This window comes from Pseudoxanthomonas sp. P4_B2, assembly GCF_056402315.1.
In genome coordinates this window covers 102614-124263 of sequence record NZ_JBFUHQ010000004.1, presented here as the reverse complement: position 1 = coordinate 124263, position 21650 = coordinate 102614, and the positions used below count along the sequence as shown (strand labels likewise).

Sequence of the window (21650 nt, the reverse complement as noted above, 5' to 3'; positions counted from 1 at the left end):
ATCAGTCCGCTCCGCCCTGCCCGTACAGCGCTTTGCGCGGCGCGCCGCTGATCTCCGCCGCCAGTTTGGCCGCTGTCGAAGGTGGCAGGTGCTCGCTCAACTTCGCGTACAGGCGCTTGCCTTCGATCAACTGCGCTTCCTCGTCGTCGCCCGCGCCCTGCACCATCACCACGAACTCGCCCTTGCGCTGGTTGTCGTCGGCTTCCACCTGCGCGTGCAGTTCGGCGAGGGTGCCATCGAGCACCGTCTCGAACAGCTTGGTCAGCTCGCGCGCGATCACCGCGATGCGGTCGTCGCCGAACACGCTACGCATGTCGGCCAGGGATTCGGCGATGCGATGCGAGGATTCGTAGAAGACCAACGTGCGGGTTTCGCTGGCCAAGCGGCCCATGCGTTCGCGGCGTGCGGAGGACTTGGCCGGCAGGAAGCCCTCGAAGGTGAAGCGATCGCTGGGCAACCCAGCCACGCTGAGCGCGGCGATCGCCGCGCATGCGCCGGGAATGGGGCTGACCCGCAAACCCGCTGCGCGCGTGGCGCGGACCACGCGGTAACCGGGATCGCTGACCAGCGGCGTGCCCGCATCGCTGACCAGCGCCAGCGAGTCGCCGCCGAAGAGGCGTTCGACGATGCGCTCGGACATCGCTTCTTCGTTGTGCTCGTGCAGGGCCAGCAAAGGTCGATCGATGCCGAAATGGGACAGCAGTTGACGGGTATGGCGCGTGTCCTCGGCGCAGATCGCGGCGACCGTCTTCAAGGTCTCCAGTGCCCGCGGCGAAAGGTCGGCCAGATTGCCGATCGGCGTGGCGACGATGAATAGTGTTCCAGCGGGCGATCCAGTGGGTGTTCTGGCGGACATGGACGGGCATTCCTGAAAGCGGTGGGCTGAACGCAGTCCCGCGCCGCCGAAGGTACAATCCTAGCCGGTTCCCACGTACGGCCGCTGAGCAAGCCCATGGATAAGCGATTCGGAAGGATGCGTCCCCTCAATACCGCCGCCCTGTTGATGCTGGCGGCGCTGTTTGCCGGCTGCGCCACTACCAACGTGAGCGGCCCGGCCGCGTCGCGCGAGGAGATCAGCGCCCTGAGGGAAGCCGCCGACCTGGCCCGCAACGATGCCGCGCTCACCGGCCAGGCCAAGATCGACAATGCCCGTCAGATCGAGCGCCTGTTATCCGGTATCGACAATGCGACCCTCGCCCGCGACGCGGCGGCGCTGCCGGTGGGCGATCCGCTGTATCCCTTCGCGGGCCGCGCGCTGCTGAATCGCGGCCTGACGCTGCCGCGCCCATTCGATCGTGGCGCGCAGTGGCGTTTCGACCTGAACAATCGTCCGGCCGCCGAACGCGACGGCTACCGCCCACCGGTCAAGTTGGCGGTGCTGTTACCGCTTTCGGGACAGTTAGCCACAGCTTCGGCGCCGGTTCGCGATGGTCTTCTGGCCGGTTATTACGGCGAATCCCGCCGTCGACCGGAAATAAATTTCTACGACACCGCCGGCACGCCTTCGGGCGCGGTGGATGCCTACAGCAAGGCTGCAGCGGGTGGCGCGGATTTCGTCATCGGACCGCTGGGTCGCGATGAAGTCAGTGCCGTGTTTGCTCAGTCCAACCTTCCGGTGCCGGTACTGGCCTTGAACCGTGGCACAGGGGCGCCTCCCTCGGGCAACGCAGGCTTTTCGTTGGCGCCGGAGGACGATGGCATCATCGCGGCCGAATACCTGCTCAGCCGCGAGCGCAAGACTGCGCTGATCATCAACGGCAGCGACGACAACGGCAGGCGCGCGGCCAATGCGTTCCGCGAGCGTTTCACCCAGCGCGGCGGCACGGTCGCCGAGGCGATCAGCGTGGCCGACGCTCCGGGTAGTATTTCCGCGAATCTAGCCAGCGCCTCGCAGCGCGGCGTCGATGCGGTGTTCCTCGCATTGAAAGGCGGCGCTGCACGCGCGATCGCTCCGCAGTTGGCCATGGCCGGTTTGGGCGGCAAGAGCCGCGTCGCCACTTCGCAGCTGATTTCCGGCACCGGCAAGCCGGAACAGGACAGCGCGCTGGACGGCATCGTCTATCCGACCGAAGTGTGGACCGCGCGCGGCATCGGCGGCCTGCCTGCGGCCAGCAGCGTCGGCCTGCCGACCGCACGTGGACCCGCCGCGCGCCTTTTCGCCTTTGGTTACGACGCGTGGTTGCTCACCGCATATCTGGAAAAGCTTGCGACCGGCAACAATGCCGAAGTAAAAGGCGCCACCGGCGTGCTCAGGCTCGACGGTTTCGGTAACGTGATCCGCACGCCGGCCTGGTCCACGTTCAACGGCGGACGCGCGGCGCCGATCGCCGGCGGTGACTGAACACCCAGCGCTCGACCGCAAGACGCGCGGCAACCTGGCCGAATCGGCCGCGCGCGATGCCTTGCTGCGCGCCGGTCTGCGTGAAGTAGCCTCGAATGCGAACTATCGCGGCGGCGAGCTCGACTTGGTCATGCTGGATCGCGGACGCGATGGCGACACGCTGGTATTCGTCGAGGTGAGATACCGCAGTTCTGCGGCATTCGGCGGCGGCGCGGCTTCGGTGGATGTCGGCAAGCGTCGCAAACTGGTGCATGCCGCACAAAGCTTCCTCGGCCAGCATCGGCAATACAGCGATCTGCCGTGCCGGTTCGATGTGGTCGAAGCCGATGGCGATCCACAGGCGCCACGCATCAACTGGCTGCGCGATGCGTTCCGCGCGGACGACATCTAGCGAACTCCAAGACGGTCTGCGCGAACAAACGCAGCTCCAAGTCCTGTTCGTGGGAGCGCCGTCCCGGCGCGAGCTTTTCACTCAGGTCGAACAGAAAAGCTGGCGCCGGGACGGCGCTCCCACTGATATTTTGGATGGCCTATTGGTTGGCCGGATATCAGGTGAAATGCGCGTAACCCTGGCGAGGTGGCTGCCATTCCTTGTCCTCCCCATCGAAGGCGCGAACGCCCTGCCCTGCGACGATCCGACCGATACGTGTCGCGGATACATCGGTGAAATCCAAAGCCTGGACGATCAGTTCGCGGTTACGCGGCGAGGCGGTAAAGCACAGCTCGTAGTCGTCGCCGCCGCAGGCCTGCCAACCCCAGCGCCTGTTCGATTCCACCGATGCCAAGCCTATCGATGCCGGCAGTTCCACGAGCTTTATCTCCGCGCCTACGCCGCTGTTTTCGCAGATATGCGCCAAATCGGCGAGCAAGCCGTCGGAAATATCGATGCACGCATGCGCCAACCCGGACAGTCGCCGTCCCGCAGCGACGCGCGGCGTGGGCCGGTCCAGGCGCTGGCGCAATGACTTGGGAGCTTCACGCCCATCCAGCAACGCTTCCAGTGCCGCTGCCGCATCGCCCAGCGTTCCCGTTACCCATACATCGTCGCCCACCCGCGCCTGATCGCGACGCAGTGCGCCTCCCGGCTCGACCAGGCCCATCGCGGTGACCGAGATCGAAAGCGGTCCGCGCGTGGTGTCGCCGCCCACCAGTCCGATTGCGTGTTGATCGGCAAGGTCGAGGAATCCGTCCAGAAAAGCGTCGACCCAACTTTGGTCGGCTTGCGGAAGCGACAACGACAAGGTGCACCAGGCGGGCACTGCGCCCATCGCGGCGAGATCGGAAAGATTAACCGCGAGCGATTTCCATCCGATGTCCGCCGGTGCGGTGGAATCGGGAAAATGCACACCGGCATTGAGCGTATCGGTCGTCACCACCAGTTGCTGGTCGGGTGGCACCTGTAGCAAGGCGGCATCGTCGCCGATGCCCAATACCACGCCGCCGCGCTGGCTCGCGCGTGCGCGGATGCGGGAGATCAGGTCGAACTCAGTGATATCCATGGCCTTCAGCATAAAGCCTGCGAAGCTATTGATTCGTGACTATTAGGCCCGTGGGAGCGGCCTCCCGCCGCGAGCTCTTGGCCTTTTCTTTTTCTCGCCAAGCGCTTTAGTGAGAGTGCGTAGAGGGCTCGCGGTGGGACGCCGCTCCCACACCGCTCCTACGCCGCTCTCACAGCTGTTGTCGAGTTGCGCCTATCTAGCCGCGTTGAATTCCGCGGGACGCCAGTCCGCCGCGGCTTTGTCCAGTACGCCGTTGACGTAGGTGTGTCCGTGCTCGGAGCCGAAACGCTTGGCGATCTCGATGGCCTCGTTCAGCACCACGCGATACGGCACGTCGAGGCGATGGATCAGTTCGTAGGCCGACAGACGCAGCACGGCGCGCTCGATCGGATCGACTTCCTCCACCGGCCGGTCGAGATAACCGACCAGCGCTTCATCCAGGCTGGCGCGATGTTTGACCACGCCGCGGACCAAGTCGTCGAAATACTCCAGATCGGCGATCTCGTGCGCCTGTTCGTGTGCGAACTGCGCGATCACCTGTTCCACCAGACCGCCCGACATCTGCCAGGCGTACACGGCCTGCAATGCCCGACGCCGCGCGCGTGCGCGGGTCACCGGGTCGACGCCGTCGCGGCGGCCCTCCTTGCGCGGGTGACGGTTCATGCCAATTGCTCCAGCAGTTGCGCCATTTCAATGGCGGCCAGCGCGGCTTCTTCGCCTTTGTTGCCATGGCTGCCGCCCGCACGCACTTCCGCGTCCTCGATGCGTTCGACCGCCAATACGCCGTTCATCACCGGAATGCCGAAGTCCAACGACACCCGCATCAGCCCTTCGGCGCAACGGTCGGCGACGTGTTCGTAATGACGCGTGTCGCCCCGGATCACGCAACCCAGCGCAATGATGGCCGCATGCTGGCTAGCTGCGGCGATACGCGCGGCCGCCACGGGAATTTCCCAGGCGCCCGGCACGCGGATCACGTCCACCGCGGTATCGGCCACGCCGTTACCGGCCAGGCTCTGGCGCGCACCGGTCACCAGCGCGTCGGTGATGCGCGGATTCCAGCGGCTGGCGATGATCGCGAAACGTGCGGCTTCGGGAGCGCGCAGCTCGCCTTCGTAATGGGGCATGGGGAGACACCTGATGGGGCGGCAAGTTTAGCAGCCAGGGAAAAGCGACGCTCTTCGGACCTCCCCCTTTGCAGCGCTTTTCAACAGCCGAATGGCTGGTCAAAAGGGGATTGAGGGGGATTTGCTCTTGCTTTGAAGCAAGATCAAAAGCAAATCCCCCGCAGCCCCCTTTTGCAAAGGGGGCAAAGCCCAAAGCCAAGCACGAGCGACTAGTACGCAACGTATTCCACGACATCCAGCCCAAAGCCCGCCAATCCGACCTGCCGGCGCGGCGTCCCCAGCACCCGCAGCTTGCCCAGGCCCAGGTCGGCCAGAATTTGGGCGCCTGCCCCGTTGCGCCGCCACTCGACCAGGGCAGCGCCCGGCGCCGCTTCTTGTTCGTGCGAGGCTTCTTCTGCGCGGATCCGCTCCAGCATCGATTCGGCGGTACTGGATTCGTTCAACAGGACCAGCGCGCCGCGGCCTTCCCGGGCGATGGCGGCCAGCACTTCGCCGACCGCGGGACCGAAGTCCGCGCGGCGCCAGTGCAACGCATCGGCCAGCGGGTTCTGCATATGCACGCGGACCAGAGTGGGGACAGTGGCGTCGGCCTCACCGCGCAGCAGTGCGAAGTGCAGGCCGTGGCTGAGGCGGTCGCGATAGGTGTGCAGCTTAAAGGGACCGTGTTCGGTTTCGATGTCGCGCACGTCCACGCGTTCGATGGTGTGCTCGGTGCTCAGGCGGTAGCGGATGAGCTCTTCGATGGAACCGATCTTCAGGCCGTGCTCGTGCGCGAATTCCTCTAGCTGCGGGCGCCGCGCCATGCTGCCGTCGGCGTTGAGGATCTCGACCAGCACGCCGGCCGGCTCCAATCCCGCAAGCAGGGCCAGATCGCTGGCCGCTTCGGTGTGGCCGGAACGGTTGAGCACCCCACCCGGCTGCGAAGTCAGCGGGAATATGTGCCCGGGCTGCGAAAGATCCTGCGGCTTCACGTCCGGGCGCACCGCAGTACGGATGGTATGCGCGCGATCGTAGGCGGAGATGCCAGTGGTGACGCCTTCGGCCGCTTCGATACTGACGGTGAAGTTGGTGTGGTGCTGCGACGTGTTGTCCTGGACCATCGGCGGCAGGCCGAGCTGGCGGCAGCGCTCGCGGGTCAGCGATAGGCAGACCAGACCGCGTGCATGGGTGACCATGAAGTTGATGTCCGAAGGCTTGACCATTTCCGCAGCCATGATCAGGTCGCCTTCGTTCTCGCGATCCTCATCGTCGACGATGACCACCATGCGGCCGTTGCGGATTTCTTCTAGCAATTCGGGGATGGGAGCGAAGCTCATGCGATGGCTCCGGTGGAGTTCGCCCCGAGCAGGCGCTCGACGTAGCGGGCAACCAAGTCGATCTCCAGGTTCACCGCATGGCCAACCGCCGTCTGCGCGAACGCGGTATGCGACACCGTGTGCGGAATCAGAGCTACTTCGAACCCGTCTTCATCCACTTCATTGACGGTGAGGCTGACCCCATCCACGCAGATCGAGCCTTTCTTGGCGATATAGCGCAGCAAGGCCGGTGGCGCAGCGAAGCGCCAGCGCTGCGCGCGCGCGTCCTGCTGGATGTCGAGAACTTTGCCGACGCCGTCGACATGGCCGCTGACCAGATGGCCGCCGAGACGGTCGGTGGGACGCATGGCGCGTTCCAGGTTCAGCAGGGCGCCTACGGGCAAGTTTCCGAGCGTAGTCAGTGAGAGTGTTTCGTTGGAGGCGTCGGCTTCAAAGGAGTTCGCGTCGAACGCCACCACGGTCAGGCATACGCCGTTGACGGAGATGCTTTCGCCCAGCTGCACATCGGCGAAGGGAAGTCCGCCAACCTCGATGGTCAGGCGCGCGTCGCCGTCGCGATTTTCGGACACGGCCAGGCGGCCTGTGCCTTCGATGATTCCGGTGAACATCAGCGTCCGCTCCTGGTCTGTAGGGCGGCATGCGAGCATTTGGTTGCTGTGGACATGATTACAGTGGGCATGAGCCGTTTCCCGCGAAGTGAATGCGAAAAACGCCCACAGGGCACGAAGCGACGCGACCGCCAGGCCGCGTGCGACTGTCTTCTTTCATCCGGACTATGACCGTCGGCTCCGGCATCGGACCGGATCTGCTGACCCTCCCGCATCCGCTCGAAAGCGATGGCCGGAGGCGCTCGCGGGCTCATCTTCGGCGCGTGCGCCTAAGACCTACCGCCGGTGGGGAATCGCACCCCGCCCTGAAGACGTTACGTTGTATTGCCGGCGAGCCGACGGGCGGATTCTAGCATTCGGGCCAAGTGCAGACGGCCGGACGCTACGTTCCACCCGCCTTTGTAGGAGCGAGCAGGGCCCGCTCTTACAGGGGTTTCTGGCGCAAATGCAGGATCAGCGGCCAGCGCATGGTGCGTTCGCGCAGGGGTTCGCCCCAGGCCGAAGCCAGCGCCTCGGCATGTTCTTGGACCGGATCACGCCCAGTGGCGGCACGGCAGCGCGCGGTGGCGGAAAGGCTGCCCAAATAACCGAGCAGCTGCGGCAGGTTCCATTCGGCTGTCAGCCATAGCGCTGGCGCGAACAATGCCGGAAACGGCCAGTCATAGCCCGCGTAACCGGTGTCCACCTGGGCGCGTTCCGACGGCCAGTGGGATTCGATCTGCGCACGGAACGCATCGGCTGCCGGCGTGAGGTCGTCGGAAAACATCATGTCCTGGTAAGTCCAAGCAGCCAGTACGCCACCTGGCCGCAACACACGATCGCATTCGGGGAAGAAGCGCGTGCGGTCGAACCAGTGCAGGGCCTGGGCGACGGCGATGAGTCCGACACTGCGGTCGGCCAGCGACGTCGCTTCGCCCGGCTCCACCGCTACCTGCACCTTGGCGGCTTTCGCCTCGTTCGCCCAATGCTGCTCGATCTGTGCGGCGCTGGGGTCGGTACCGAAGACATGGGCGAAGCGCGCAGCCAGTCCGCGGGTGGCCTGGCCGCTGCCGCAACCGGGTTCCCACACTTCGGCACTGCCAGGCACGACTGCGGTGATGGCGTCGAACAAAGCATCAGGATAAGTGGGGCGCCAGCTAGCGTAAGCACCGGCGACTTGGGAGAAGTGGTCTTTGAAGGTTGTCATTGAGACGAGACCTCTGGTACTCGCTGCGACATCGCATCTTACCGACGTCATCCCAGCGAAAGCTGGGATCCATCTTGATTTTCGCGCCCACCTGCGACGCGCAAAGGGCTAAAGTCAAAATGGATCCCAGCTTTCGCTGGGATGACGTTACGCGTGGAATGACGTCGTGAGGACGTCAGGATTGCGTACTTTCGGCCTTGATAGGCACAAGCAGCAAACGCTGATCCTCGCCGATCGCTCGCGCATCCACGACCCTGAGTCGCGCGCGTTGAACCATGGCATCGATGCCCAGACCGGAGAATAACGGGCGCGCGCGTTCGCCCAGCAACACGGGCGCGACGTACAGCAGCACTTCGTCAACCAGCCCCGCAGCGACGAAAGCGCCAGCCAGAGTCGCGCCCGTTTCCACCTGGACTTCGTTGATCCCGCGTGCCGCCAGCAACTTGAGCACGGCCTCCAGATCGAAGTAGCCGTCCTGCACCGGTGCGGTGGCCCGTTCGACATGGAGATCGCGCGGAGGCTTGATGTCCGGCGCGTGGATATACAGGGTGGGCGCCGAATCGTCGCGCACCTTGCCGCGGGCGACCGTGGCCAGGCCTGGATCCAGCACCACCCGCAGCGGCGCCACGAAAGGCGTGTCGTCGCCCAGGCGCACGGTCAACGAAGGGTCATCGATCAGCACGGTATTGGCGCCTGTGATCAGTGCGCCCGCGCGTGCGCGCCACTTCTGCACATCCAGGCGCGAAGCCTCGCCGGTGATCCATTTGGATTCGCCGCTGGCCATCGCGGTGCGCCCATCCAGACTGGTGCCCAACTTGATACGCACCCAGGGCCGACCGCGCTCGATACGCGACAGGAAACCGCGATTGAGGTGCCGCGCCTGGGCTTCCATCAATCCCGATTCCACTGCGATGCCGGCGGCGCGCAGCTTGTCGAAACCTACGCCGTCCACCTGCGGGAATGGATCGCGCATGGCGGCGATCACGCGCGCCACCCCGGCTGCGATCAATGCGTCCGCGCACGGACCGGTGCGGCCGGTATGAGCACAAGGTTCCAGGGTGACGTAGACCGTCGCACCCTTGGCGCGGGCGCCCGCGGCCTGCAACGCGACCACTTCGGCATGCGCTTCGCCGGCGCGCTGATGAAAACCTTCGCCCACGATCTCGTCGCCATGGGCGATGACGCAGCCCACCATCGGATTGGGTTTGGTGGTGTAGGCGCCGCGTTCGGCCAGACGCAGGGCGCGGGCCATCAGGAGGTGATCGGTGGCGGTGAATGCCGTGGTCATGCAGCTTCGCCTTTGAAGCCCCTCTCCCGCCGGGAGAGGGGTTGGGGTGAGGGTACGGCGGAGTCCGGAAAGTGCCGGCATCTGGACTCGGCCGCACCCTCATCCGCCCTTCGGGCACCTTCTCCCGCATGCGGGAGAAGGGTTGCAGTTGTGCTCAGTCAGCGCTTCTTGTTCTTATCGATCGGCACCACATCCGCACCCAGCAGCGGCAGCTGGCCGCTAGCGGTGGGCAGATCACGTTCCAGTTTTTCGATTTCCTCGCGGAAGTCGGCCACGTCTTCGAAGCTGCGGTAGACCGAAGCGAAACGCACGTAGCCCACGTGGTCCAGCTTGCGCATTTCCGCCATCACGAAGTCGCCGATCTTGCGCGAAGGAAGCTCGCGCTCGCCGCTCATGCGAACCTGGTGCACGACGGCGCGCACGGAGGCCTCGACCTGTTCTTCCGATACCGGACGCTTATGCAGCGCACGGTCCATGCTGAGTCGCAACTTGCGCGTATCGAAAGCTTCCCGCCGGCCATCGCCCTTGATGATCACCGGCAACTTGAGTTCGACCGTCTCCAGCGTGCTGAAACGCTCCCCGCAGGCCTCGCATTCGCGACGACGGCGGATCGTCGCACCGTCTTCGGAAACGCGCGAGTCGATGACGCGGGTGTCTGTGTGCTGGCAGAAGGGGCAATGCATGCTAGGAAGGCATTACCCGTAAACCGGGAACTGCGCGCACTGCTTGGTCACGTTCTCACGCACGCCCGCAATGACCTTTTCGTCGGCTGGATTGTCCAGCACATCGCAGATCCAGTTCGCCAGCGCTACACAATCCGGCTCCAGGTAGCCGCGGGTGGTGACGGCCGGCGTGCCGATGCGCAGGCCGGAGGTCACGAACGGTTTCTGTGGGTCGTTGGGGACAGCGTTCTTGTTGACCGTGATATGGGCCTTGCCCAGCGCTTCTTCGGCGGCCTTACCGGTCACGCTTTTGCCGATCATGTCGACCAGCATTAGATGGTTCTCGGTGCCGCCGGAGACGATCTTGTAGCCGCGCGCGATGATGGTCTTGGCCATCGCCTGCGCGTTCTTGACGACCTGTTGCTGGTAGGCGGTGAATTCCGGCTCCAGCGCTTCCTTAAAGGCCACCGCCTTGGCCGCGATCACATGCATCAGCGGCCCACCTTGGATGCCGGGAAAGACGATGCTCTGCAACTTCTTCTCGATTTCTTCGCCAGCGCCTTTCGCAACGATGATGCCGCCGCGCGGACCGCGCAGGGTTTTGTGGGTGGTGGAAGTGACCACGTGCGCATGCGGTAGCGGATTGGGATACACGCCCGCAGCGACCAGACCGGCGACGTGCGCCATATCCACGAACAGATACGCGCCGACCTTGTCCGCGATGGCGCGGAACCGCGCCCAGTCGATCTTCTGCGAGTAAGCGCTGAAACCGGCAACGACCATCTTCGGTTTGTGCTCAAGCGCCAAGCGCTCGACTTCGTCGTAATCGATCAGGCCCTGGTCGTCGACCCCGTACTGCATGGCGTCGAACAGCTTGCCGCTGATGTTGACCTTGGCGCCGTGGGTCAGGTGGCCGCCGTGGGCCAGCGACATGCCAAGGATCTTGTCGCCCGGACTCAGCAGCGCCAAGTACACCGCCTGGTTGGCCTGCGAACCCGAATGCGGCTGCACGTTGGCGTAGTCGGCCCCGAACAGCTCCTTCACCCGGTCGATGGCCAGCTTCTCGGCGATATCCACGTATTCGCAGCCGCCGTAGTAGCGTTTGCCGGGGTAGCCCTCGGCGTATTTGTTGGTCAGCTGGCTGCCCTGCGCTTCCATTACCCGCGGGCTGCAGTAGTTCTCCGACGCGATCAGCTCGACGTGGTCTTCCTGGCGGCGGTTCTCGGACGCGATAGCCGCGGCCAGTTCAGGGTCGTAACCTTCGATACGGGCGTTGCGCGGGAACATCGGTGCTCCGGAGGGGAATGGGTCGCCGATTGTAGCCCCCTGCCCCCACGGCCACAAAAAAGCGCGCCTTTCGGCGCGCTTCCGGGCGTTCCGGCCACCCCAACCCTCAATGTCCCAGGATCAGGTCCGCGATGATGCCGGTGGTGATAGCCACCAGCAGGAAATCGCCAGCGTCGCTACGCCGCCAGTAGTATCCGCGCGGCGGCGCGCGCAGGCCGTAATCGTAGTAGTCGCGCACTACATAGGTGGGGCCGTAGCCACGGTCGTAGTAGCGCCCGCCCCTGGCCCAGCGCGGGGGGCCATAGCCGGGGTGGTACGAAGGCCGGTAGGCAGGGCGATAGACCACGCGCGGCGCCGGGCGGTAATACGGACGGTAATAGCGGTCGCCGCGGCGGTCGTCGCGGTAATAACCGTAGTCGCGGTCACGGCGGTGCTTGCGGTCGTCGTAACGGTCGTCGTAACGGTTATGGTCGCGGTCGCCGCGATCCTGGTAGCCGTAGCGATCATCGTCGCGATCATGGCCACGGCCGTGATCCCGTGCCATCGCGGGAGCGGCGGCCAAGGCCGTCATGACGAACAAAAGCGACAGGCCTGTCTTGATAGCGTGACGCATGGTGCATACCTCTGGTGCGTGGGAACTTAAGGCGAATATCGTCCTACCGCACTGAATGGAATCTTGCCAAACCGGCGCCGTAGAAAACCGTTAAGACGCCAGCCAGCCGGTATAATTCGCCCATTCCCTATTTTCCCCCACCGTGCAGCCCTGTGCGGGCACGGCAGCGTCACTCGGAGATTCCATGTCGCAATACATCTACACCATGAACGGCGTCAGCAAGACCGTGCCGCCGAAACGCCAAATCATCAAGGACATCTCCCTGTCCTTCTTCCCTGGCGCCAAAATCGGCCTGCTGGGCCTGAACGGCGCCGGTAAGTCCACCGTGCTGAAGATCATGGCCGGCGTGGACAAGGACTTCGTCGGCGAGGCGCGGCCCCAGCCGGGCATCAAGGTCGGCTATCTGGCCCAGGAGCCGCAACTCAACCCAGAACACACGGTGCGCGAGGCCGTGGAGGAAGGCGTGGGCGAAGTGCTGAAGGCCCAGGCCGCGCTGGACAAGATTTATGAAGCCTATGCCGAAGAAGACGCCGACTTCGACAAGCTGGCCGCCGAACAACAGCGCCTGGAAGCCATCCTGGCCAACAACGATGCCCATACCCTGGAACATCAGCTGGACGTGGCCGCCGACGCGCTGCGCCTGCCGCCGTGGGACGCGGTCATCGGCAAGCTCTCCGGTGGCGAGAAGCGCCGCGTAGCCTTGTGCCAGCTGCTGCTGCAGAAGCCGGACATGCTGCTGCTGGACGAACCGACCAATCACCTGGACGCTGAGTCGGTGGAATGGCTGGAGCAGTTCCTGACCCGTTACACCGGCACCGTGGTGGCGGTGACCCATGACCGCTATTTCCTTGAGAACGCGGCCGAATGGATCCTGGAACTGGATCGCGGCAAGGGCATTCCGTGGAAAGGCAACTACACGGCCTGGCTGGAACAGAAGAGCGAGCGCCTGAAACAGGAAGAAAACCAGGAGAAGTCGCGCCAGAAGGCGCTGGCCAAGGAACTGGAATGGGTGCGCAGCAACGCCAAGGGCGGCCGCAGCAAGGGCAAGGCGCGCCTGGCGCGCTTCGAGGAACTGAACTCGGTCGAATACCAGAAGCGCAACGAGACCAACGAGATCTTCATCCCGCCGGGCGAGCGCCTGGGCCAGTCGGTGATCGAGTTCAAGAACGTGTCCAAGAGCTTCGGTGACCGTCTGCTGATCGACGACCTGAGCTTCATCATTCCGCCCGGCGCCATTGTCGGCATCATCGGCCCCAACGGCGCGGGCAAGTCCACGCTGTTCAAGATGATCACCGGGCAGGAAGTGCCGGACAAGGGCGAGATCATCAAGGGTCCCAGCACCAAGATCGCCTATGTCGACCAGAGCCGCGACGCGCTCACCGGCAACCACAACGTGTTCCAGGAAGTCAGCGGCGGCGCCGACATCCTCAACATCAACGGCATCGAGATCCAGTCGCGCGCCTATATCGGCCGCTTCAACTTCAAGGGCCAGGACCAGCAGAAGATGGTGGGCACGCTGTCCGGCGGCGAGCGCGGCCGTCTGCACTTGGCCAAGACCCTGCTGCAGGGTGGCAATGTGCTGCTGCTGGACGAACCGTCCAACGACCTGGATGTGGAAACCCTGCGCGCGCTTGAAGACGCGTTGCTGGAATATCCGGGCTGCGCGGTGGTCATTTCCCATGACCGCTGGTTCCTGGACCGCATCGCCACCCACATCCTCGCCTTCGAAGGCGACTCACATGTGGAATATTTCCAAGGCAACTACCGCGAGTACGAAGACGACAAGAAACGTCGCATGGGCGCAGAAGGCGCGCAGCCGAAGCGGTTGAGGTTCAAGGCTCTGAAGTGACGCATTGGCCCGCGCGCCAGCGCGGCTTTGCCAATGCGTCATCCCCGCGAAGGCGGGGATCCAGCGACTTTCGCTTCAGCAGTTAGCTCGCGCGTTAACGCGGCTTTGCCAATGCGTCATCCCGGCGAAGGCGGAGATCCAGCGATGCGGCTTGGCTGCCGAGATTCCCGCGAAGATCAAAATGGATCCCAGCTTCCGCTGGGATGACGATCCTTTGTTGAGGTTATCTGACTTCCCTCACGCCACCACGTCAATGAAGGTATTGATCGACAACCGACCCGTCAGCGGATCGGCGGGCGGGATGCTGGTGTTGTCGATGCGACCCGAATGCAGCGAGTTGCGACGGTAGACCACCATGCGGTTGAACACACCCTCCACATGGGCGACCCGTTCGAATAGCGCCGTGTCGTCGTCGATATAGCCTTCACCGGTCGCTTCGCTGTCGCGGCTCTCCTGTTCAAGACAACGGAAATACGAATCTTTGCGCCGTTCGTCGATGTATTCGAAACCGCTGCGCCGGTGCCGGTAGAAAGCGGTTCCTCTCCAATCGCCCTGGAACAGGTAATGCACGGTGGCCAAGCCATCGCTGCGCACCGAGTCGATGTGCGGCACGCGCTGCAGGAACGACAGCTTCTGCGGCGGCAGCGTTACCAAGGAAAAGTGGCACATCGGGAACACGAACCTGCCCGGCTCCATGGCGAAGCAATCGGACAGCAACGGATTCAGGGTTTCTTGCAGGAAATGTTCGTAAGACAGCGGCGCGCGCGCGCGGATGCCGGGAAACATCGACGTCTGCCCGACGAAGTGGCTGCGCGCGGCTTTGCGCACCAGCCGGCCGGGATCGGAGACCAGGTTATCGATGACCAGCAACGGCGCTCCCTCCGCGCCGATCGACAGCTTGCTGATGCGTAGGCCGGGATGTCGGTGCAGGAGCATCGATCTTCCTAGGTCGTCGTCGCCGGCCTCGTTCCCCACACCTCGGGCGACGCTTTGCAATAACTGTTTATGAATTCCTGTTGCGAAGGCATCTGCGCGACCGCGCGGTCGATAGGCTGCCGGATCGAATCCAACAGCTTGCGCATGTCCTGATCCGGCAACCCCCTCGTCAGCGGGTGGTGCTGCTCGGGCTGGACGCCCTGCCCCAGCAGGACATGCGTCCAAGAATCCACGCGGAACAATTCGTCCGCGCCCTGCCATGCGTGCGCGCGCTCGCGCCAGGCGCGCAGGCGCATCGCCAGCGATTCGGGCAATTCCATCTCGCGGCATTCTTTCCACATCGGTTCGTCGCGCTGGGTGGCGTGGTAATGCAGGATGATGAAATCGCGCACGTGTTCCATTTCCGCGCGGCTGACGTCGTTGTAGAGATCGACCAGCGATGGAGCCATGCCGTCGAAAGGAAACAATTGGATCAGGCGCACCACGGCGCTGATGGTCAGGTGGATGCTAGTCGATTCCAGCGGCTCGATGAAACCGCTGGCCAGACCCAGCGACACTACGTTCTTGTTCCAAGCTTTCAGCCTGCGGCCGGTGCGGAACGGCACCAGCCACGGATCCTTGATCGGCTTCGCGCCCACTTCGCGCAGCAGCTTGGCTCGCGCCTCGTCGTCGGACATGTGGCGACTGGAGAAAACCAGCCCGCAACCGACGCGGTGCTGCAGCGCGATGTGCCAGCGCCAGCCGGCTTCGTGCGCGATAGCGCGCGTATACGGCACCGGCGGGCCGATCGATTCGGTCTGCACCGCCACGGCGCGGTCGCTGGGCAACCAGTGGTTCCAATCTTCGTAACCGGTCTTCAAGGTCTGCTCGATCAGCAGCCCGCGGAAGCCCGTGCAGTCGATAAACAAGTCGCCTTCGATGACCTGCCCGTCTTCCAGCACCAGCGCTTCGACGAACCCGTTTTCCGCGTGCTGCCTGACCTCGTGGATCTTGCCCTCGACGCGTTTAACCCCGTAGCCCTCCGAAATGCGGCGCAGGAAGCGCGCATACAGGCTCGCATCGAAATGGTAGGCGTAGTTGACCTGTGGCTGTGTTTGAAGCGAGAGCTGATCGCCGCGCGAAGCGACGGTTTCCAGACAAAAATCGCCCAGTTCCGACTGCATGCCGCGGCGCAAACTATCGAGCCAGAAGTGATGGAAGCCGCAGGCCAGCGTGCTCTGCCCGGTGGTTCCGAAAGGATGGATATAACGTTCGCCCGGCCGGCGCCAGTTCTCGAAGGAGATGGAAAGCTTGAAGGTGCCGGCGACGGCGCGCAGGAACTCCTGCTCGTCGATCTGCAGGAAACGATGGAAGGTGCGGATCGGCGGCACAGTCGATTCGCCGACGCCGACAGTGCCGATCTGTTCCGACTCGATCAAGGTGATTTCCAGCCGGTCCCGGAACTGGTGCGACAGCGCGCAAGCGGCGATCCAACCCGCGGTGCCGCCGCCGGCGATCACTACCTTGCGTATTTGTCCTTTCTCGAACTTGTCCAAATCACCTTCCCCTTTTTGATTAGGATGCCGGCACGACGCATTCATCCGCGTCCTCAGCGATTGAGCTTTCCAATCAGCATCGCGCGGATCTGCCGCGCGAGCGTTTCGTCGATCGGTCCCAGCACGTTACGCGCGGCTTCCGGCAAATGCTCGCCCGCACGCTCGGCCGGGCCGAACACGTAGTACTCGAAGATTTCGCGCCAGGCTTGCTTCTCCCTTTCCGGCCGGTCGCGAATCGTCCATAGCGCGTGGTAAACCGCGTGCATCGGCGTGGGGAGGTAAGCAGGCGAACTGCTCCACCAGTAATTGACCAGTACGTTGAACGCATCCAGCGCCTGCACATGGTGCCACCACATGCTGGGAATGAAGATGGCATCACCCGGCTCCAAGAGTGCGCTTTGCCCGCATGCCAGCGCTTCGCGGAAGCGCGGATAACGTTCGAAGTCGGGAGCGGAGAAATTCACTATGCTGACCGCTTGCCCGCCGGGTGTCGGTTCCAGCGGCCCCGGATAAAGATTGGCGATCTGCTCCGGCGGAAATACCGTGAAGCGCCGCCGCCCGACCGTGCAGCAGGCGATGTTGTTCGGCGCGTCGTAATGGCAAGACGCGGTAACGCGGTTGCCGATCCAGATGCTCGGCGGCGCCTGCACGCCGTGCGCGGCGAAATCGAGATCGTTGGCGGCCCGAAAGCCCGGCAGGCAACCCTCAATCGGCAGAGATGCCATGTAGTAGGTGGGCGGATGCACGTCGTCAGCGTGCGCAGCGATTTCATCCAGTACCTGATTGAGCCCACCGCGCCTTACTTCGCAATTCAAGTCGGTGAAGTCGTCGTTGTAGAACGGACGCCCGGCCACTTCCGGACCACCGTAGGAATACTGCACCGGCCTGCCGTTATAGAAACCGCGCAAGTAGGCCATCGCCACCTGCGTGGATTCCTGCCCGCTCCGTACCAGCCCCCAGCCACGCGCGATGCCTTTCAGCACTGCCGGCTGCCCCGCCGCCAGCAATTCGTCTAACGGCAGCGCATCGGGCAGGCAACCTTCGATCACGCGGATGTCGCCTGCCGCCTCTACCATGGCTGTCACGCTGCGTGTTCGGGCGTCGCAGCGTCCTGCTCTCGCAAGCGGCGCTGTTTTTCCGCCATCAATCGGCGCATGTTGTGCAGCGAAGCCAGCACCAGATAAGCGCCTTCGAGGAAGCCGGCCTGGTTCAGGCGCAGCAGCGATTCGGCGTCGAGCGCGGCCAGTTTTTCGCGGTCGATGCCGTACAGGCCGTTCACATTGACGCGGTGTTTGTCGTCGAGTTGCACGTCCAGATTAACCGGCTGAATCAGCGCCATCGAATCGAACGCGGCGAACATGGCGGTGCCGAACTCAACCCCGTCGCGAATGCCGCGCAGCACGTCGGCGATATGCTGCAGGTAGGGGCTGTTGCCGCCGTGCGGCAGGAATACCGGCTCGCCTTCGCTGGAACTGACGCGCGGATGTTCCAGATCGACATGCATGACGGGCTCTTTGCGCAATTCGCCATTGATGCGCTGCTCCTGGAAACCGATCAGGAACGGTCCCTTGGCGACGGCGCCCGGCAGATAGGCGGCATTCCAGCGGCCGTCTTGTAAAAACAAGTTCTCATGCTGTTCGAACCCAAGCAGCGCCACCGATTGCCATTGGCCGGTGTCGCCGTCCTTGCGGAAGAAAATCGGATATTCCCTTTGCAGCTCGGCGTATTCGCTCGGAAACGCCAGCACCATGCCGATGTCGTCGCCGAATTGACGGCCGAAGCCGGTGATCACGCGCAGGTCCTTGTGCGTCACGTTGTTGAGCAGTTCGTAGCGTGCCATCTCGGTTCCAGCGATTGAACGTATGCGACTTGTGAACGTATGCGACTTGAGCCACGGCGACGATTGCAGAAAAACCTCACGCCGGCAAGCGGAAACCTTTTGCGCCGCGGCCCTCAATAAAAGGGACCGCTGCTTTCGCAGCGGTCCCGCTTTTGGCGACGTCCGGAGGGGGATGTCGCTGAACTCAGAACTTGTAGCGCACCCCGAGCATGTACCGCGGGCTCTGGTCGGCCAGTTTGACGATCTGCTTGTCGGTGCGGGCGTGCCAGCGCACGTCTTCGCCGGTCAGGTTGATCCCTTCCAAGCCGAACGACCAGTGATCGTTGAGCGCGTAGTTCACGCTCAGGTCCCACTGCTCATACTCTTCGACGTAGTAAGGGTTGCGGCTACCGCCCTGGTTGGACAGGATCAGGTACTCGTCGCGCCAGTTCCAGGCCAGGCGCACGGACCAGCCGTATTTCTCGTACATGAATATGGCGTTGGCGGTATCGCTCAGTCCTGTCAGTGAGAACTGGTCGATGGCAGGGTCACCCCCGTTGTCGAAGCCCACGTCACCCATGACGCTGGTGTAGTTGGCGAGGACGCCAAAACCGCTGTCGCCGAAGAAGTACTGGCCGCCCAGTTCCAAGCCGTGCAGCTTGGCCTGATTCTGGTTGACCGGACGGTTGACGTTGAACATGTACAGCGGATCGTCGGCTTCGCCGACTAGGTTGTACGCGTTTTCCGTCGCCAGTTGCTGCGCACCGGTACCGTTGAAGGCCGCCAACCCGGCGGGATCGTTGCGCAATAGCGCCAGCGCGGTGAACAACGAAGTGTCGTTGGCTGAACAGGCCGCGGCGTTGGCCGCACCGACCTGGGTGACGCAGGCCGCGCTTGTCAGGAAGGCCAAAGCGGTCTGCGCATCCGGGCCACTGGTCGGATCGGTTAGTCCGTACAACGGTTCCTGGACCACGGTATTGCCGATGAAGTTGGCCACCGACTTGTTCCAATAAGTCAGCGAGACATAACTGGCATCGGCGAAGTACCACTCCAAAGCCAAGTCGAGGTTGTCCGATTCCAGCGGTTTCAAGCCCGGGTTCTGCGCGTTGCCGCTGGCGCGGGTGGACGGGTCGATAAGAATCGAACCGCTCGGTTGCTGCGCGCCAGGACCGGCGTATAGATTGCCGAAAGGTGCGCGGGCGATGGTCTTGCCGAACGAAGCGCGGCCTTTCAGTTGGTCGGTGAAGTCGATGCTGAAGTCCAGGTTGGGCAGAATGTAGCTGTAGCTGGACTTTTCGCTGAACGGCTGCTGCTCATCGGACAGGACGATACGGAAATCGTTGTTGGCCTGCCACTCGATGGCTTCGGGGATGGCAATGACCGAGGTCGAAACCACCTTGGTCGTTTCATAGCGCACGCCTATGCGGGTATTGGTCCGCATGCCGCCCAGCTCGCCCTCCAACTGCACCTGCATGTAGGCCGATTTGGTGTTTTCCTCGACGCGGTTGTCGGCCGCGTTCTGCGCACTCACGCCGATGCCGGCACCGTAGTTGTCGGCGGCCCATTGCGCCAACTCGCCGGCATCACCGCGCCACGCGCCATTGCTGCTGCTGACGTTGTAATCATTGAACAGACCCGCGATGTTGTACGGCTTGATCAGATCCATCAGGCCATTGGCAACGTCGCTATCCACGTTGGCAACGCTCCAGTCGCCCAGAGTCGAATAGTTCTCCGCAGCCTGCAGCCGGTGGGTCGAAGACTTCGAGCTGTCAACGCCGAACTGGAAACGGCCACTGTCGAAAGTCCATTCGCCGTCGATACGGCCCTGCTTGATCTCGCTGACCTGGGTCTGTGCGTTGATTCGCAGCACCTGCGAGCCGATTTCGCCCTCGACAAAGCCAGGGTTCACGACACCGTTGGTACCGGCCACCGCGTCCGCGGTGCTCGGATACCAGGTCTGCGAGCCCCGTGGCAGTCCGTCGTTGAAGAACAGCTCCTGTACCCATGACCCACCGCAGTGCGGGCCGGTGGTGCAATTGTTGGTGCCCGCGATACTCGCGAAGATCGAGCCACCGCCGGTCAGCGGATCATTCGGCCGGCTCTCGTTCTTGGAGTTATGCGCATCGAAGCTCAAGCGGAAGTCGTCGCTGACATCCCACACCGCATTGAAGCCCAGCGAGCCCAGCTTGTACTTCTGCATGCTGCGTTGCTGTTCCAGGCCGAAGTCCTTGGTGCCGGCGACTTCGCGGATGTAGACCGGGGTGGCCACCGCGCCGCCGGTGTCGAACTCGATGTTGGTGTATTGGCTGTTCTGCAACCACATACTTTGCTCGCCACGATTCTCGGTGATTTCGTTGGTCGAGTAGGTGTAGTCCAGGGTCAGGGTCAGGCTGTCGGTCGGCGCGAACTGCACCACCGCCTGTCCGTTGACCCGCTCGCGCTCGAACTCGGAGAAGGCGTAGCGCAAGTCGTTGGGACGGGCGTAGAGAGCGCCGATGGCGGGCGCGTTCACTACGGTCGGGTTGCCGGGCATGGTTCCGGTCCACGGCTGGACGTTCCAGTAGTTCTCGGTCGCCTGCACCGAGCCGCCCTTGCGCTTCTGCGAACTGGCGCTGACGCCGATGCCGAAGGTCTTGTCGGCATTGGTGAAGCTGAAGATACCGGACACTTCCGGGGTGATGTCGTTCTCGAACGGCTGCGACCGGTCGGAGACCGCCTTGACGCCGGCACTGGCGACAATGCCCTCATGGTTGAAGGGCTTGTCGGTCAGGATGTTGATGGTCGCGCCGATGCCGCCGCTTGGAACCTGCGCCTGGCCGGTCTTGTAGACCTCGATGCCGCTGATCGCTTCGGCTGCAAGCTGGGCGAAGTTGAACGCGCGGGTACCGCCATCCACGCCGCCGATCGCTACCTGACCGGCCGCACCAAAGGCGTCTGCGCCCGGCATCTGGCGGCCATTGAGGGTGACCATGTTGAACTGCGGGCCGAAACCACGCGCGGTGACCTGCGCGCCTTCGCCATCGCGGCGCTCGATCGAGATACCGGTGATGCGCTGCAAAGACTCGGCCAGGTTGGTGTCAGGGAACTTGCCGATGTCCTCGGCGCTGATCGCATCGACCACGCCGGCGGAATCGCGCTTGACTCCCATCGCCTGATTGAGGCTGCTGCGGATGCCGGTGACGACAATCGTATCGAGCGTGGTCGCCTCGTCCGGCGCTTGCTGCTGCGTTTCCTGCGCCGGCGTGCTTTGCGCCGTTGCGTCTTGCGCAGGTTTGTCCTGGGCGAAAGCTGGGTTGATGATCAGCACGCCGCCAACGAAGGTGAACATGGCCTTCGACTTGAATCGCTTCGACTTCATGAATTATGTCCTCAGCACTGTAGTGGAGCGGCCAAATGGCAAGTCTTTCACGGCATGTGATGCGGCTTTGGCCTTTACCGCGGTTGTCGTCAGCGCGAGGCACCGACATTGCAATTTCCGATCTGAGTACCCCTCCCTATTGCTTCAGTCGATGAATGTCATCGCTCCCCCTGAGCACATACCAGCCACAACCTGTTTCTTCCGAATCGGTATATGCAACGCCCGT

18 protein-coding genes, 1 pseudogene and 1 riboswitch are annotated in these 21650 nt (G+C 63.5%); of the genes and pseudogenes, 3 read left to right on the top strand and 16 right to left on the bottom strand.

The features are described 5' to 3' along the window. Position 1 precedes the first annotated feature (1 nt). Positions 2–856 (bottom strand): 16S rRNA (cytidine(1402)-2'-O)-methyltransferase, encoded by an 855-nt coding sequence (gene rsmI / locus AC1DTQ_RS11755; RefSeq protein ID WP_477849822.1) that lies wholly within the window; start codon positions 854–856, stop codon positions 2–4. 234 nt (positions 857–1090) lie between these two features. On the opposite strand from rsmI, the pseudogene AC1DTQ_RS11750 reads away from it, so the two are divergent. Both AC1DTQ_RS11750 and AC1DTQ_RS11745 read left to right on the top strand, forming a co-directional pair. Next, a pseudogene (locus tag AC1DTQ_RS11750) lies at positions 1091–2341 on the top strand (penicillin-binding protein activator); the annotation flags it as partial. Continuing rightward, on the top strand, positions 2334–2732 hold the full coding sequence (locus AC1DTQ_RS11745) for a YraN family protein (protein ID WP_477849821.1): 399 nt from the start codon (positions 2334–2336) through the stop codon (positions 2730–2732). The pseudogene AC1DTQ_RS11750 and the gene AC1DTQ_RS11745, both read left to right, overlap by 8 nt. Before the next feature lie 157 nt (positions 2733–2889). On the opposite strand, the gene thiL is transcribed toward AC1DTQ_RS11745, so the two are convergent. The 10 genes from thiL to AC1DTQ_RS11695 all read right to left on the bottom strand — a co-directional run bounded on the left by thiL (position 2890) and on the right by AC1DTQ_RS11695 (position 11927). Continuing rightward, positions 2890–3834 (bottom strand): thiamine-phosphate kinase, encoded by a 945-nt coding sequence (thiL, locus tag AC1DTQ_RS11740; protein WP_477850074.1) that lies wholly within the window; start codon positions 3832–3834, stop codon positions 2890–2892. A gap of 198 nt (positions 3835–4032) precedes the next feature. Further along, positions 4033–4503, bottom strand: coding sequence for a transcription antitermination factor NusB (gene nusB / locus AC1DTQ_RS11735; RefSeq protein WP_477849819.1), 471 nt, complete (start codon positions 4501–4503; stop codon positions 4033–4035). Then, a complete protein-coding gene (gene ribH / locus AC1DTQ_RS11730) occupies positions 4500–4967 on the bottom strand; it encodes a 6,7-dimethyl-8-ribityllumazine synthase (protein WP_477849818.1) in 468 nt (155 codons plus the stop codon). Before ribH ends, nusB begins: the two co-directional genes overlap by 4 nt. Positions 4968–5176: 209 nt before the next feature. Further along, complete coding sequence (gene ribB / locus AC1DTQ_RS11725; protein ID WP_477849817.1) at positions 5177–6283, bottom strand: 3,4-dihydroxy-2-butanone-4-phosphate synthase; 1107 nt, start codon at positions 6281–6283, stop codon at positions 5177–5179. Next, positions 6280–6891 carry a riboflavin synthase gene (locus tag AC1DTQ_RS11720; RefSeq protein WP_477849816.1) on the bottom strand — a complete coding sequence of 204 codons (612 nt, stop codon included), beginning with the start codon at positions 6889–6891 and terminating at the stop codon, positions 6280–6282. The genes ribB and AC1DTQ_RS11720 overlap by 4 nt, the downstream gene beginning before the upstream one ends. Before the next feature lie 144 nt (positions 6892–7035). Beyond that, a riboswitch (FMN riboswitch) is annotated at positions 7036–7208 on the bottom strand. 107 nt (positions 7209–7315) lie between these two features. Next, positions 7316–8077: a class I SAM-dependent methyltransferase gene (locus AC1DTQ_RS11715; RefSeq protein WP_477849815.1), complete on the bottom strand. Its 762-nt coding sequence runs from the start codon at positions 8075–8077 to the stop codon at positions 7316–7318. A 175-nt stretch (positions 8078–8252) separates the two neighbouring features. Further along, positions 8253–9365, bottom strand: coding sequence for a bifunctional diaminohydroxyphosphoribosylaminopyrimidine deaminase/5-amino-6-(5-phosphoribosylamino)uracil reductase RibD (gene ribD / locus AC1DTQ_RS11710; RefSeq protein ID WP_477849813.1), 1113 nt, complete (start codon positions 9363–9365; stop codon positions 8253–8255). A gap of 158 nt (positions 9366–9523) precedes the next feature. After that, positions 9524–10048 carry a transcriptional regulator NrdR gene (gene nrdR, locus AC1DTQ_RS11705; RefSeq protein WP_310096056.1) on the bottom strand — a complete coding sequence of 175 codons (525 nt, stop codon included), beginning with the start codon at positions 10046–10048 and terminating at the stop codon, positions 9524–9526. Between the two features lie 12 nt (positions 10049–10060). Continuing rightward, positions 10061–11314: a serine hydroxymethyltransferase gene (gene glyA, locus AC1DTQ_RS11700; RefSeq protein WP_477849811.1), complete on the bottom strand. Its 1254-nt coding sequence runs from the start codon at positions 11312–11314 to the stop codon at positions 10061–10063. A 106-nt stretch (positions 11315–11420) separates the two neighbouring features. After that, the gene (locus AC1DTQ_RS11695) at positions 11421–11927 is read right to left on the bottom strand and encodes an RcnB family protein (protein WP_477849810.1); all 507 of its coding nucleotides are present in this window, start codon (positions 11925–11927) and stop codon (positions 11421–11423) included. Positions 11928–12111: 184 nt separating this feature from the next. Between AC1DTQ_RS11695 and ettA the strand changes: the two genes are divergently transcribed. Then, a complete protein-coding gene (ettA, locus tag AC1DTQ_RS11690; protein ID WP_477849808.1) occupies positions 12112–13776 on the top strand; it encodes an energy-dependent translational throttle protein EttA in 1665 nt (554 codons plus the stop codon). A gap of 237 nt (positions 13777–14013) precedes the next feature. Here the strand turns inward: ettA and AC1DTQ_RS11685 are convergent, their stop codons facing one another. From AC1DTQ_RS11685 to AC1DTQ_RS11665, 5 genes are all read right to left on the bottom strand, one after another. Then, positions 14014–14712, bottom strand: coding sequence for a DUF6445 family protein (locus AC1DTQ_RS11685; protein ID WP_477849807.1), 699 nt, complete (start codon positions 14710–14712; stop codon positions 14014–14016). An 8-nt stretch (positions 14713–14720) separates the two neighbouring features. Then, entirely contained in the window at positions 14721–16247 is a 1527-nt protein-coding gene (locus AC1DTQ_RS11680; RefSeq protein ID WP_477849806.1) for a tryptophan halogenase family protein, read from the bottom strand. 53 nt (positions 16248–16300) lie between these two features. Further along, a complete protein-coding gene (locus AC1DTQ_RS11675; RefSeq protein WP_477850072.1) occupies positions 16301–17323 on the bottom strand; it encodes a cupin-like domain-containing protein in 1023 nt (340 codons plus the stop codon). Between the two features lie 5 nt (positions 17324–17328). After that, the gene (locus AC1DTQ_RS11670) at positions 17329–18087 is read right to left on the bottom strand and encodes a SapC family protein (RefSeq protein ID WP_477849805.1); all 759 of its coding nucleotides are present in this window, start codon (positions 18085–18087) and stop codon (positions 17329–17331) included. 184 nt (positions 18088–18271) lie between these two features. Beyond that, positions 18272–21424 (bottom strand): TonB-dependent receptor, encoded by a 3153-nt coding sequence (locus tag AC1DTQ_RS11665; protein ID WP_477849803.1) that lies wholly within the window; start codon positions 21422–21424, stop codon positions 18272–18274. Positions 21425–21650 lie beyond the last annotated feature (226 nt).

Coding starts and splice junctions, on each gene's coding strand:
- glyA (WP_477849811.1), bottom strand. CDS start 11,314: ATGTTCCCGCGCAACGCCCGTATCGAAGGTTACGACCCTGAACTGGCC.
- ettA (WP_477849808.1), top strand. CDS start 12,112: ATGTCGCAATACATCTACACCATGAACGGCGTCAGCAAGACCGTGCCG.
- ribD (WP_477849813.1), bottom strand. CDS start 9,365: ATGACCACGGCATTCACCGCCACCGATCACCTCCTGATGGCCCGCGCC.
- nrdR (WP_310096056.1), bottom strand. CDS start 10,048: ATGCATTGCCCCTTCTGCCAGCACACAGACACCCGCGTCATCGACTCG.
- rsmI (WP_477849822.1), bottom strand. CDS start 856: ATGTCCGCCAGAACACCCACTGGATCGCCCGCTGGAACACTATTCATC.
- AC1DTQ_RS11675 (WP_477850072.1), bottom strand. CDS start 17,323: ATGGTAGAGGCGGCAGGCGACATCCGCGTGATCGAAGGTTGCCTGCCC.
- AC1DTQ_RS11695 (WP_477849810.1), bottom strand. CDS start 11,927: ATGCGTCACGCTATCAAGACAGGCCTGTCGCTTTTGTTCGTCATGACG.
- ribB (WP_477849817.1), bottom strand. CDS start 6,283: ATGAGCTTCGCTCCCATCCCCGAATTGCTAGAAGAAATCCGCAACGGC.
- ribH (WP_477849818.1), bottom strand. CDS start 4,967: ATGCCCCATTACGAAGGCGAGCTGCGCGCTCCCGAAGCCGCACGTTTC.
- AC1DTQ_RS11670 (WP_477849805.1), bottom strand. CDS start 18,087: ATGGCACGCTACGAACTGCTCAACAACGTGACGCACAAGGACCTGCGC.
- nusB (WP_477849819.1), bottom strand. CDS start 4,503: ATGAACCGTCACCCGCGCAAGGAGGGCCGCCGCGACGGCGTCGACCCG.
- AC1DTQ_RS11685 (WP_477849807.1), bottom strand. CDS start 14,712: ATGCTCCTGCACCGACATCCCGGCCTACGCATCAGCAAGCTGTCGATC.
- AC1DTQ_RS11715 (WP_477849815.1), bottom strand. CDS start 8,077: ATGACAACCTTCAAAGACCACTTCTCCCAAGTCGCCGGTGCTTACGCT.
- AC1DTQ_RS11665 (WP_477849803.1), bottom strand. CDS start 21,424: ATGAAGTCGAAGCGATTCAAGTCGAAGGCCATGTTCACCTTCGTTGGC.
- AC1DTQ_RS11720 (WP_477849816.1), bottom strand. CDS start 6,891: ATGTTCACCGGAATCATCGAAGGCACAGGCCGCCTGGCCGTGTCCGAA.